This is a genomic window from Pandoraea sp. PE-S2R-1 (assembly GCF_002179865.1).
Classification (GTDB): Bacteria; Pseudomonadota; Gammaproteobacteria; order Burkholderiales; family Burkholderiaceae; genus Pandoraea.
Map to the genome: position 1 here is coordinate 55,827 of NZ_NGUR01000016.1, position 13,057 is coordinate 68,883.

The 13,057-nt window shown below is 64.7% G+C and carries 10 protein-coding genes; all 10 read left to right on the forward strand.

Features of this window, described 5'->3' with window-relative positions:
• The first annotated feature begins 48 nt into the window (after positions 1–48).
• Entirely contained in the window at positions 49–2,253 is a 2,205-nt protein-coding gene (gene cheA / locus CDV44_RS22965; RefSeq protein WP_087690896.1) for a chemotaxis protein CheA, read from the forward strand.
• Between the two features lie 17 nt (positions 2,254–2,270).
• Positions 2,271–2,786 carry a chemotaxis protein CheW gene (locus CDV44_RS22970; protein ID WP_058376573.1) on the forward strand — a complete coding sequence of 172 codons (516 nt, stop codon included), beginning with the start codon at positions 2,271–2,273 and terminating at the stop codon, positions 2,784–2,786.
• Between the two features lie 155 nt (positions 2,787–2,941).
• The gene (locus tag CDV44_RS28665; RefSeq protein ID WP_087690898.1) at positions 2,942–5,350 is read left to right on the forward strand and encodes a methyl-accepting chemotaxis protein; all 2,409 of its coding nucleotides are present in this window, start codon (positions 2,942–2,944) and stop codon (positions 5,348–5,350) included.
• Positions 5,351–5,412: 62 nt separating this feature from the next.
• Complete coding sequence (locus CDV44_RS28670) at positions 5,413–7,212, forward strand: methyl-accepting chemotaxis protein (RefSeq protein WP_087690899.1); 1,800 nt, start codon at positions 5,413–5,415, stop codon at positions 7,210–7,212.
• A 262-nt stretch (positions 7,213–7,474) separates the two neighbouring features.
• Positions 7,475–9,106: a methyl-accepting chemotaxis protein gene (locus CDV44_RS22985; RefSeq protein ID WP_087690901.1), complete on the forward strand. Its 1,632-nt coding sequence runs from the start codon at positions 7,475–7,477 to the stop codon at positions 9,104–9,106.
• 28 nt (positions 9,107–9,134) lie between these two features.
• Complete coding sequence (locus CDV44_RS22990) at positions 9,135–10,076, forward strand: CheR family methyltransferase (protein ID WP_087690903.1); 942 nt, start codon at positions 9,135–9,137, stop codon at positions 10,074–10,076.
• A 1-nt stretch (position 10,077) separates the two neighbouring features.
• Positions 10,078–10,752, forward strand: a complete 675-nt coding sequence (gene cheD, locus CDV44_RS22995) for a chemoreceptor glutamine deamidase CheD (protein WP_058376569.1) — start codon at positions 10,078–10,080, stop codon at positions 10,750–10,752.
• Positions 10,749–11,828, forward strand: a complete 1,080-nt coding sequence (locus tag CDV44_RS23000) for a chemotaxis response regulator protein-glutamate methylesterase (protein WP_084656491.1) — start codon at positions 10,749–10,751, stop codon at positions 11,826–11,828. The genes cheD and CDV44_RS23000 overlap by 4 nt, the downstream gene beginning before the upstream one ends.
• A gap of 129 nt (positions 11,829–11,957) precedes the next feature.
• A complete protein-coding gene (gene cheY / locus CDV44_RS23005; protein ID WP_058376568.1) occupies positions 11,958–12,356 on the forward strand; it encodes a chemotaxis response regulator CheY in 399 nt (132 codons plus the stop codon).
• Complete coding sequence (gene cheZ, locus CDV44_RS23010; protein ID WP_371328806.1) at positions 12,353–13,027, forward strand: protein phosphatase CheZ; 675 nt, start codon at positions 12,353–12,355, stop codon at positions 13,025–13,027. Before cheY ends, cheZ begins: the two co-directional genes overlap by 4 nt.
• The last annotated feature ends 30 nt before the right edge of the window (positions 13,028–13,057 follow it).

Consider the following 13,057-nt stretch of genomic DNA (forward strand, 5'->3'; position numbering starts at 1 on the left):
CGATGTTGATGGCGTCGACGGCACAACCAAGTTAGGACGAGGAAACCGGTGGATATCACCCAGTTCTACCAGACCTTTTTCGATGAAGCGGAAGAGTTGCTCGCAGAGATGGAGCATCTCTTGCTGGCGCTCGACGTGAGCGCGCCGGATAACGAGCAGCTCAACGCGATCTTTCGCGCCGCGCACTCGATCAAGGGCGGGGCCGCGACGTTCGGCTTCACCGCGCTCACCGAGACCACTCACCTGCTGGAAAACCTGCTCGACCGCGCGCGTCGCGGCGAGTTGCAGTTGCGCACCGAGATGGTCGACACCTTCCTGGAAACCAAAGACGTGTTGCATCAACAGTTGAATGCCTACCGCGCCTCCAGTGAACCCGATGTCGAGGCGATGACGCGCATCTGCGCGGTGCTCCAACGCTTGGCCGCAGAAGAAAGCGGCGAGGCGCCGTCGGCCGCGCCGGCTTCGCCTGCTGCCCCGGCCCCCGTTGCGGCGGCCGCGCCTGCGGCGCCCGAAGCCACGACCGACGCGAGTGGCGCACCCACCAGTCCGGTCGCACCCGGGCAGACTCGCCTCAAGGTCACGCTCACGGGCGTGAGCGAAAAGGACCAGACCCTGCTTGCCGAAGAACTCGGCAACCTCGGTCACGTGGCCGGTCGCCAGTCGGTCGACAACGCATTGCACCTGTGGCTCGACACCACCTGCGGCGCCGACGACATTCTCGCCGTGTGCTGCTTCGTGATCGAGCCGTCGCAGATCGACGTGCAGGATGCCGCTGCGGTCGCCGCGCTTGCTGCCGCGACTCCCGCTGCGCCGGTTGCGCCTGCCGCGCCCGTTGCTGCGGCCCCGGTCGCACAGCCCGCCGTCGAAATCTTCGAACCGATCGCCGCCGCGCCCGCCCAGATCGAAGTCCCCGCCGCTGCCCCGGCAGCCGCGCCTGCACCCGAGCAGATCGTGGTGCCGCCGGCCCCCGTCGCGCAAGCCGGTGCCAGTGGTGGAAATGGCGGCAATGGCACCCATCCGCCGGAAAAGCGCGCCGCGGCCCCGGCCGCCGGCGGCGCTGCCGGTCACGAGAACAGCTCCATTCGTGTGGGTGTGGAAAAGGTCGACCAGCTCATCAATCTGGTGGGCGAACTGGTGATCACGCAGGCCATGCTTGCGCAGACGGCCAGCAGCCTCGACCCGATGCTGCACGACCGTCTCTTCAACGGCATGGGCCAGTTGGAGCGCAACGCGCGCGACCTGCAAGAAGCGGTCATGTCCATCCGCATGATGCCGATGGACTATGTGTTCTCGCGCTTCCCCCGCCTGGTGCGCGATCTCGCGACCAAGCTCGGCAAGCAGATCGAACTGGTCACGTTCGGCCAGGCGACCGAACTCGACAAGAGCCTGATCGAGCGCATCATCGATCCGCTCACGCACCTGGTGCGTAACAGTCTCGACCACGGTATCGAAACCTCGGAAGCGCGTCTCGCCTCGGGCAAAGACCCCGTGGGCCAGCTCGTGCTGTCTGCCGCGCATCAGGGCGGCAACATCGTGATCGAAGTGAGCGACGACGGTGCCGGCCTGCGCCGCGAGAAGATTCTCGCCAAGGCGCAGCAGCAAGGCATGAACGTGTCCGACTCGATGGCGGACGAGGAAGTCTGGCAACTGATTTTCGCGCCGGGTTTCTCGACGGCCGAAGCCGTGACCGACGTGTCGGGCCGTGGCGTCGGTATGGACGTCGTCAAACGAAACATCCAGCAGATGGGCGGCCACGTGGAGATTCTGTCCACGCGCGGCAAGGGCACCACCATCCGCATCGTGCTGCCGCTTACGCTGGCGATTCTCGACGGCATGTCCGTCAAGGTCGGCACGGAGATCTTCATTCTGCCGCTGAACTTCGTGATGGAGTCGCTGCAACCGCGCCGCGACGACATTCGCGCGGTGACCGGTGAAGGGCAGGTCGTGCTGGTGCGCGGCGAGTATCTGCCGCTCGTGGAGCTGTACCGCGCGTTCGACGTGCCGGAGGCGCGTGGGGATCCCACGCAGGGCATCATCGTGATCCTGCAAGCTGAAGGCCGCCGCTTTGCGTTGCTCGTCGACGAGCTGGTGGGCCAGCAGCAGGTCGTGGTGAAGAACCTCGAAACCAATTACCGCCGTATTCACGGTATTTCTGCCGCCACCATCATGGGTGACGGCAGTGTGGCCCTGATCGTGGACGTGGCGGCGCTTCAGCGCGGCCAGCGCTCGGCATCGGCCACCATCTTCAACTGAAGTCGGAGAGTCGTCAGATGGAAAAGCTTTCGCAAGAGCATGCCATGTCGCGCCAGGGCGGCGCCATGCAGACCGAGGGCGACGGCCAGGAATTTCTGGTCTTCACGCTCGGTGAAGAGGAATACGGCATCGACATCCTGAAGGTGCAGGAAATTCGCGGCTACGACGCCGTCACGCGCATCGCCAACGCCCCCGACTTCATCAAGGGCGTGATCAACCTGCGCGGCATCATCGTGCCGATCGTGGACATGCGTATCAAGTTCCGCCTCGGCCGTGTCGAGTACGACACCCAGACCGTCGTGATCATTCTGAACGTGGCCGGCCGTGTGGTCGGCATGGTCGTTGACGGTGTGTCCGACGTACTCACGCTCGCGCGCGGCGAAATCAAGCCGGCACCGGAGTTCGGCGCACAACTGGCGACCGAGTACATCACGGGGCTGGGCACGGTCGAAGGCCGCATGCTGATCCTGATGGACATCGAGAAGCTCATGACCAGCGACGACATGGCGCTGATCGAGCGTCTGGCGAGCTAAGGTCGGCTAAGGCGCAGCACCACGGCGCGGCGTCCGGAGATGCCGTGCCGACAGCAGCAAAGTGATCGAAACAGACGGAAGCAGACGGGCAGAGACACCCGCAGCGTTACCCACAGACATAACCCACTCACCCGAAGACTACGGAGACCGAGCACGTGCGCGATAACCAGCCCGTCACCCAGAACGAATTCGTCATCGGCGAGCATCAGTACCTGATCTCGCGAACGGATCTGAAGGGGCGGATCACGTATGCCAATCCCGCCTTCGTGGAGGTGAGTGGCTATTCGCGTGACGAACTGCTGGGCGCGCCGCACAACATCGTGCGCCATCCCGACATGCCGCCCGAAGCGTTCGGCGACCTGTGGGACACGATCAATCGCGGCGATACGTGGACCGGCCTCGTGAAGAACCGCCGTAAGAACGGCGACTTCTACTGGGTGTTGGCAACCGTCACCCCGACGCTCGAAAACGACGCCGTGGTGGGTTACACCTCGGTGCGCGTGCGCCCGGCGGCCGGTGCGACCGATCAGGCTGAAACCATTTACGCGCGCTTTCGCAATGGTCAGGCCGGCAATCTGCGCATTCGCGGTGGCCGGGTCGAACGGGGTGGCATCGCTGCACTCGTGCGCAAGATTCGCATCGACACGCTGCGCGCGCGCCTGACCGGCATCATCGTGCTCGGCGCGCTGCTGCTCGCCATCGTGGGCGGACTGGGCCTGTGGGGCATGTCGAGCAGCAACGCCAAGCTGCTTCAGGTGTACCAGAACGGCATGGTGCCGGTCGGCACACTGGGCGCCATCGGCCAGAAACTCGACCGCGACGTATTGCTCGTGGCGGAAGCCATCGGCAGCCCGAATCTCGACGCGATGAAGCGCGCGGGCGACGAGATTACCGCCAGCCTCGACGACATCAATCGCGAGTGGGCGAACTACATGAAGTCGGTCGACCCGGCCACGCAGGCACAGGCCGAACGCTTCAACGTGATTCGCCAGCGCTTCACCACCGATGGCCTGCAAAAGACCGTCGAAATGCTTAAGGTCGGCTCGGCGGAAGGCGCGCAACAGACGTACCTCGAGAAAGTGAAACCCGCGTACGGTCCGATGCGCGACGAGCTCAACGTGCTCACGCGACTGGAACTCACGCAGGCGACCGACCTGTATCAACAGGGCCAGCGCGAGCACACCATCGTGCGCGCGCTCACGGCGGTGGCGGTGATCGGCGGCATCATCGTGCTGTTCGTACTCGGCAGCATTCTGCGCCGTGCGATCAACCATCCGCTGCGCGTGGCGCTGTCGATGTCCAAGCAGATTGCAGCGGGTGACCTGACCGGCAAGGCCGAAGGCACCGGGCGCGACGAAGTCGGCCAACTGCTGTTCGGCCTGACGGTCATGAAGAACAGCCTGCTGTCGATCGTCTCCGACGTGCGCGAGGGTATCGAGTCGATCAACGTGGCGTCGCGTGAAATCGCGGCGGGCAACACGGATCTGTCGGCACGCACCGAACAGCAGGCCGCGTCGCTGGAACAGACGGCGTCGTCGATGGAGCAGCTCACGGCCACGGTCAAGCAGAACGCGGACAACGCCAAGCAGGCGAGCGCGTTGGCCGTCAACGCGTCGGAAATTGCAGCACGAGGTGGTCAGGTGGTCGGCAACGTGGTCGACACCATGCAGGGCATCTCGTCGAGTTCGCACAAGATCGTCGACATCATCAGCGTCATCGAAGGCATTGCCTTCCAGACCAACATCCTCGCGCTGAACGCCGCCGTGGAAGCCGCGCGTGCGGGCGAACAAGGCCGCGGTTTCGCCGTGGTCGCGGGCGAAGTCCGCACGCTGGCGCAGCGCAGCGCGTCGGCCGCGAAGGAAATCAAGGTGCTCATCGAAGACTCGGTGGGCCGCGTCGAAAACGGTTCGGCACTGGTGTCGCAGGCCGGCAAGACGATGGATGAAATCGTGCAGGCCGTGCAGCGCGTGACCGACATCATGGGCGAGATTTCGGCGGCCTCCGCCGAACAGTCGGGTGGTATCGAACAGGTCAACCGCGCCGTGTCCCAGATGGACGAGGTCACGCAACAGAACGCGGCATTGGTCGAAGAAGCGGCCGCTGCGGCGGGCTCGCTGGAAGAACAGGCGCACCGCCTGCGCGACGCCGTCTCGGTGTTCCGTGTCGGCGATGCGTTCAAGGCAGGCGATGCGCGCAGTGCGGCACTCGCGCGCGCTGCCAGCGCCCAGACCGTTCGTCACTCGACGGCAGCGAGCACAGCGCAACCCGTTGCTAGCGCAGCCAAGACAGCATCGGCCGCGAGTGCAACGAAAGCCTCGGCAACTGCCGCGGGTGCAGCCACCGCGCGCGCGAGCGCCGGTGCCGCTGCGGCGCGCACGGTAACGCGCCGTCCGCAAACCGCCGCTGCTGCCGCTGCCGCCGCTGCCGCCGGTTCGGCAGCGATGGCCACGAATGCACAGGAAGATGCGCAGGTCTTGCAACTGGCGGCGCGTCGCGGCAAAGCGGCACCCGGCAGCGCGCCTGCCGGTGGCGCGAGCGACTCGGGCGACTGGGAAGAGTTTTGAACGTTTCGGTGATTGGGATGGGTACGCCGGCGTGAGCCGGTATTCACGGGGTAGAGGTCGTTATGTTTAAAAATGTCACCATCCGGGCACGGCTGACGCTGGCGCTTGGACTCTTCATGGTGCTGCTGGTCGTCGGCGCCGCGGTGGGGCTCTTGTCGCTGCGACAGAGCAACGCGTCGTTGCAGGATATGTACACGAACGACATGGCGTCGTCGCGTGCCCTGGCACAGACCACGCTCTCCACGCTCTCCGCACGTGTGACCCTGGCGCGCATCGAGTTCATCGCCGATCCGAGTGAAATCAAGACGGCCATCGACGGGGTGCGCAACAACCTCAAGAAGGCCGACGATGCGTGGGCCACTTACGCCGCCCTGCCGATGAGCGATGGCGAGAAGCCGCTGGCCGACGCTGCCGTCGCCACCCGCAGCAAGGTCGTGAACGAAGGCATTCTGCCGGCGCTCAAGGCGATCGAATCGGGCGACATTCCCGACTTCCACGCCAAGACCGTGATGGATGTGCCGCGCCTGTTCGGCGATTACACCAAGGCGATGACGACGCTGGCCGACCTCCAGGTCAAGAACGCGCAAGATCGCTACGACGTGGCGCAGACCCGCTACACGCTGGTGATGTGGATGGTCGGCATCGGCCTGCTCGTGGGTCTGGTGGTCGGTCTGATCACGCAGATCACGCTCACGCGCGCCATCGTCGGCCCGATCGACGACGCCATCAAGCACTTCGAGAAAATCGCCGGCGGTGACCTCACGCAGCGCATCGACGTGTGGAACGACACCGAGACCGGCCGCCTGTTCAAGGGCGTGAAGCACATGCAGGACAGCCTCGTGCGTACCGTTGCCGAAGTGCGCTCGGGCACCGAGTCGATCACGTCCGCTGCGCAACAGATCGCCGCAGGCAACACCGATCTGTCGGCCCGTACGGAACAGCAGGCCGCCTCGCTGGAAGAAACCGCCTCGTCGATGGAGCAGCTCACCGCCACGGTCAAACAGAACGCCGACAACGCTCGTCAGGCGAGCCAGCTCGCAGTGAATGCGTCGGATATCGCGGCACGCGGCGGTGACGTCGTGGGCAAGGTGGTCGGCACGATGCAGGGCATCTCGACGAGCTCCAGCAAGATCGTCGACATTATCAGCGTGATCGACGGTATCGCCTTCCAGACCAATATTCTGGCCCTGAACGCCGCTGTGGAAGCTGCGCGCGCGGGCGAGCAGGGTCGTGGCTTTGCGGTGGTTGCAGGCGAAGTGCGCACGCTGGCACAGCGCAGCGCCGCAGCTGCGAAGGAAATCAAGGAACTGATCGAAGACTCGGCCCACAAGGTCGAGGACGGTTCGGCGCTCGTCGAGCAGGCCGGTCAGACGATGGAAGAGATCGTGCAGGCGGTCAAGCGCGTGACCGACATCATGGGCGAGATTTCGGCCGCGTCGGCCGAGCAGTCGGGCGGCATCGAGCAGGTCAATCGTGCCGTGACGCAGATGGACGAAGTCACGCAGCAGAATGCGGCACTCGTCGAAGAAGCCGCCGCCGCCGCCGGGTCGCTCGAAGAGCAGGCCAACCGCCTCAAGTCGGTCGTCTCGGTGTTCCGTCTGGACGCCAGTCAGGCCGCAGGTGCCCAAGCCGGTCACGCCGCGCATGCTGCACCGGCACTGGCGGCAGCGCCCGCACCGCGCGCCGTTGCTCGCCCGCCGGTCAGAAAGACCGCCGCGCCGGCCCCGGCAGCAGCCCCGAAGGCGGCAGCACCCAAGGCCGCTCCGGCAGCCGCACCGCTGCGCCGTCCAGCCCCCGCCGCTGCTGCCCCGGCAGCCCGCACCGGCACGGATGACGCCAACGGCGATTGGGAAACGTTCTGATCGTCTTGAAGCGCGCGCTATCACGCGATAGCGCGCCCTTCCGGCAACACAGTACAGGCAACACCCGCAGCACCAGCATTACGTGCAGTACAGGCAACACCAGCAGTAACTACAGGAACGGTGCACATGCCGGTCCGGAGTGGCAGCTTACAGCTCCGGGCGGTACGTGTCGGCAAGTGGCAACAATGGGTAAGACAAAAGCCGCCGTGCGTGCGGGACACGATGTCCGCGCGACGGTGAGCCGGTGGTGGAGGGTCACATCATGATGCAGTTGAGTCTCAAGGCAAAACTCTGGTCCGCGCTCGCGCTGATGTGGCTGGGTCTTTTATTGCTCGGCGGTTGGGCGTCGTGGCATGAACGCGGCACGATGCTGGCCGAGCGGCGAGACGCCGTGCAGGACATCGTGACCACCGCCGACGGCATCGTGCGCGATTACGCCGCACAGGCCGCTGCGGGCAAGATGCCTGAGGCCGAGGCCAAACAGCAGGCAATGGCACGTCTGAAGTCGATGCGCTACGGCGACGGCGGCAGCGGCTATGTGGTCATCTTCGACACCAAGCCGACCGTGCTCATGCACCCGACGCTCGCCGATCTGGTGAACAAGGACGTCTCCACCTACAAGGATTCGAACGGCAAGCTGCTTTATGTCGAAATGGCCCGCGTGGCCAAAGACAAGGGCGCAGGCTTCGTCGACTATTACGGGCGAGTGGCCGGTAGCGACAAGCGCATGGCCAAGCTCTCGTTCGTGAAGTACTTCGCGCCGTGGGACTGGGGCTTCATGAGCGGTGTGTACGTGCAGGACGTCGACGATGCGTTCCTCGCGACGCTGCTGCGCTACGGCATCGTGCTGTTGCTCATCGGCGGCATCGTCACGGCGGCCATGGTCGCGATCATCCGCAATGTGCAGCGCAGCCTTGGCGGCGAGCCCGAATATGCGGCAGAAATCGCGCAACGCATTGCAGCAGGCGATCTGCAAAGCCACGTGAATGTGGCCGCCGGCGACAACTCCAGCCTGCTGTTCGCGATGCAGCGCATGCAACACACGCTGGCCGACACCATCGGACAGATTCGACAAGGTACCGAGTCGATCACGACGGCCGCGCAGCAGATTGCGGCGGGCAATACCGATCTGTCGGCGCGTACAGAACAACAAGCCGCTTCGCTGGAAGAAACCGCGTCGTCGATGGAGCAGCTCACGGCAACCGTCCGGCAGAACGCCGACAACGCGCGTCAGGCCAGCCAGCTCGCGGTGACCGCGTCGGAGATCGCCTCGCGTGGCGGACAGGTGGCCGGGCAGGTCGGCACGACGATGGATGGCATTTCCGCCAGCTCCAGCAAGATTGTGGACATCATCAGCGTGATCGACGGCATTGCCTTCCAGACCAACATTCTCGCCCTGAACGCCGCCGTGGAAGCCGCACGTGCGGGCGAACAAGGCCGTGGCTTCGCGGTGGTGGCGGGCGAAGTGCGCACGCTGGCGCAGCGCAGCGCGTCGGCCGCGAAGGAAATCAAGGCACTGATCGAAGAGTCGTCGCGCCGGGTGCAGGACGGCACCTCGCAGGTTGCACAAGCGGGCCAGACGATGGAAGAGATCGTGCAGGCGGTCAAGCGTGTGACCGACATCATGGGCGAAATTTCGGCGGCGTCGGCCGAGCAGTCGAACGGCATCGAACAGGTCAATCGTGCCGTGACCCAGATGGACGAAGTCACGCAACAGAATGCGGCACTCGTGGAAGAGGCGGCTGCGGCCGCCGGGGCACTGGAATCGCAGGCGCACGAACTGCGTGCGGCGGTTTCGGTGTTCCAGACGAGCGGGGCGGGCAGCGCAAGTATTCATGCGATGAGCGCCACGCGTCGCGAGAGCCCGCCGCAACCGTTCGCTCGCGCGGCATAAGGCGAGCCACTGACGCCGGTGAAACTCAATGACTGACTCGCGCATTACCTCGCATACGACGCGTCGCGGCGCCCCCGGCAACGAGGGTGGCGACGGCAGCCGCAGCACGGAGTTTGCCCGTGCCAGCGGGGCTGCGCTCGCGGGCGAGCGCGACTTCGCGTTCTCGCTGGCCGACTTCGGCCGCATTCGCAATCTGATTTATCAGCGTGCGGGCATCGCACTGGCCGAACACAAGCGGGAGATGGTCTATAGCCGCATCGCACGGCGGCTGCGCGCGCTCGGCATGACGAGCTTCACCGAATACCTCGACATGCTCGAAGCCGACACCGGTGACAGCGAGTGGGAGTCGTTCACCAACGCGCTCACCACCAACCTGACGTCGTTCTTCCGCGAATCGCATCACTTCCCGCTGCTCGCCGATTTCATCCGTAACCGCGCCAAGCCGATCTCGATCTGGTGCTGTGCGGCCTCGACCGGCGAAGAACCGTATTCGATTGCGATGACGCTGGTCGATACGCTGGGCTCGCGGCCCAACGCCAGCGTGATTGCGACCGACGTCGACACGCAGGTGCTCGCACGCGCCTCGGCGGCGGTCTACAACGGCGAGCAAACCGGCAAGCTCTCGCAAGAGCAACTGCGCCGCCACTTTCTGCGTGGCACGGGTGCGAACGCCGGCAAGATCAAGGTGCGCCCCGAATTGCAGCAACTGGTCACGTTTGCGCCGCTCAACCTGCTCGCCCCGTCGTGGCAGCTTGGCGGGCCGTTCGACGTGATCTTCTGCCGCAACGTGATGATCTATTTCGACAAGGCGACGCAGGCGCGCATTCTCGAGCGCTTCGTGCCGTTGCTCAAACCGGACGGACTGCTCTTTGCCGGGCACTCCGAGAACTTCACGTATGTGAGCCGGGCGTTCCGTCTGCGCGGGCAGACGGTGTACGAACTGGCCGGCACCGGAGCAAGGGGAGCCTGACATGGCGCAGCCGCTGGCCGAAGCCCTCGCGACCAATCATTACTTCGACAGCGCGTTCAACACGCGCGCCGTCAAACTGCTGCCGTCCGAATACTTCGTCACGACCGAAGACATCATGCTCGTGACGGTGCTGGGCTCGTGTGTGGCCGCGTGTGTGCGCGACAACGTCACGGGCATCGGCGGCATGAATCACTTCATGCTGCCCGATGACGGCGAGAGCGACCGCGACCGGTTGCTCTCGGCATCGATGCGCTACGGCGCATATGCCATGGAAATGCTCATCAACGAGCTGATCAAGCTCGGGGCACGCCGTGAGCGGCTCGAAGCCAAGGTGTTTGGCGGCGGCGCCGTGCTGGCGGGCATGACCACATTGAACATCGGGGATCGCAACGCGAACTTTGTGTTGCGCTATCTCGAGACCGAGCAGATTCGCGTGACTGCGCAGGATCTGCTCGGACCGCATCCGCGCAAGGTGTGCTTTCTGCCGCGCACCGGCCGGGTGATGGTCAAGAAGTTGGGCGATCGCGGAGACCCGGCGATTGCACAGCGCGAACAGGCGTATGCGCAGCGACTGCGCACACGCGAAGTACGGGGCTCCGTAGAACTCTTTGCGCCACCGGCCAGAACCGCCAAGCCTCGGCCGGGGCCTGACAACCGAAAAATGGAGGAGGCTTGAGCGAACCTATCAAAGTCCTGTGCGTGGACGATTCCGCACTCGTGCGCAGCCTGATGACCGAGATCATCAATGCGCAACCGGACATGACGGTGGTGGCGACCGCACCCGACCCGCTGGTCGCGCGCGATCTCATCAAACAACACAACCCTGACGTGCTCACGCTCGACGTCGAAATGCCGCGCATGGATGGTCTGGACTTCCTCGAGAAGCTCATGCGTCTGCGGCCGATGCCGGTGTTGATGGTGTCGTCGCTGACCGAGCGCGGCTCGGAAGTCACGCTGCGCGCGCTGGAACTGGGCGCGGTCGACTTCGTGACCAAGCCGCGTCTGGGCATTCGCGACGGCATGCTCGAGTACGGCGAGATGATTGCCGACAAGATTCGCGCCGCCGCGCGCGCTCGTGTGCGCAGTGCACCGCCCAAGAGCGCAACGCCGGCACCGATCGAAGCGGCGCCGCTGTTGCGCAACCCGCTGGTGTCGACTGAAAAGTTGATCATCATCGGCGCGTCGACGGGCGGGACCGAAGCGATTCGCGAGGTGCTCGTGCCGATGCCGCCCGATGCGCCCGCGATTCTGATTACGCAACATATGCCGGCCGGCTTTACCAAGTCGTTCGCGCAGCGCCTGAACGGGCTTTGCCGTATCACGGTGAAGGAAGCCGAGCATGGTGAGCGCGTGCTGCCGGGCCATGCGTATATTGCGCCGGGTGGCGACACCCACTTGCAGCTCTCGCGCAGCGGTGCCAACTATGTGGCCTTGCTCGACCCGGCACCGCCGGTGAATCGACATCGGCCGTCGGTCGATGTATTGTTTCGCTCCGCAGCGGTCCACGCCGGGCGCAATGCGATCGGGGTGATCCTCACGGGGATGGGCCGCGACGGTGCGGCCGGACTGGTGGAGATGCGCCGGGCAGGCGCGCACACGTTTGCGCAGGACGAAGCGAGCTGCATCGTGTTCGGCATGCCGCGCGAAGCCATTGCGATGGGCGGGGCCGAAGAGGTCGTGCCCCTGTCGGAGATGGCGCGCAAAGTGCTGCATCAGGTCGCGAAATTTGGCGAACGCACGCAACGAGTATAGTAGGGCGCTTTTCGTTTTCGCAGTATGCTTCGCATGTTTTGCGAGTACCCAGGGCACTGGAGTGCTGCGGCGAAGGCCCCATGAAATGGCGCCGGGCCCCTCGGGGGCACCGGCCGAATTGGAGTGATGATGGTAGACAAGAACTTGAAGTTTCTGGTCGTCGACGATTTCCCGACGATGCGCCGGATTGTGCGAAACCTGCTCAAGGAGCTGGGTTTCTCGAACGTCGACGAAGCCGAAGACGGCGCGGCGGCGCTGGCCAAGCTGCGCGGCGGCAGTTTCGAATTCGTGGTCTCGGACTGGAACATGCCGAACATGGACGGCCTGACGATGCTCCAGCAGATTCGCGCCGACCCGAACCTCTCGAAGCTGCCGGTGCTGATGGTGACTGCCGAAGCCAAGAAGGAAAACATCATCGCTGCCGCGCAGGCGGGGGCGAGCGGGTATGTGGTCAAGCCGTTCACGGCCGCAACCCTGGATGAAAAGCTGGGCAAGATCTTCGAGAAAATGGAAAAGACGGGGGCCTGAGCGTGACCCACGACGCGAGCACTGAATGGCCGGTCGAGCCCAACGGGGCCGCGCCGGCAGGAGACCCGGCCGAGCGCATGCTCATGCGCATCGGGCAATTGACGCGCATGCTGCGCGACAACCTGCGCGAACTCGGCCTGGATAAACAACTCGAGCAAGCCGCCGAGGCCATTCCCGACGCGCGCGACCGGCTGAACTACGTCGCGACGATGACGGAACAGGCCGCCGTGCGCGCGCTCACCGCGATTGAGCTGGCCAAGCCCATTCAGGAGCGGCTGGAAGTCGACGCCAACGCGCTCGACGCGCGCTGGGAGAAGTGGTTCGACCAGCCGCTCGAACTCGAAGACGCGCGCAAGCTGGTCACCGAGACGCGCGGCTACCTGCGCCGGGTGCCCGAAGACACCCGCGCGACCAATGCCCATCTGATGGAAATCATGATGGCGCAGGACTTTCAGGATCTGACCGGTCAGGTCATCAAGAAGATCATGGAAGTCGTGCAGGAGATCGAGAAGCACCTGTTCCAGACGCTGCTCGAGAACATGCCGCCCGAGAAGCGCAAGGAAGCGGAAGACTCCCTGCTCAACGGTCCGCAGGTCAAAAAAGAAGGTCGCACGGACATCGTGTCCGATCAAGAGCAGGTCGATGACCTGCTTGCCAGCCTCGGGTTCTGAAATACCGCCCATTCCCGCCTCTATTCCCCC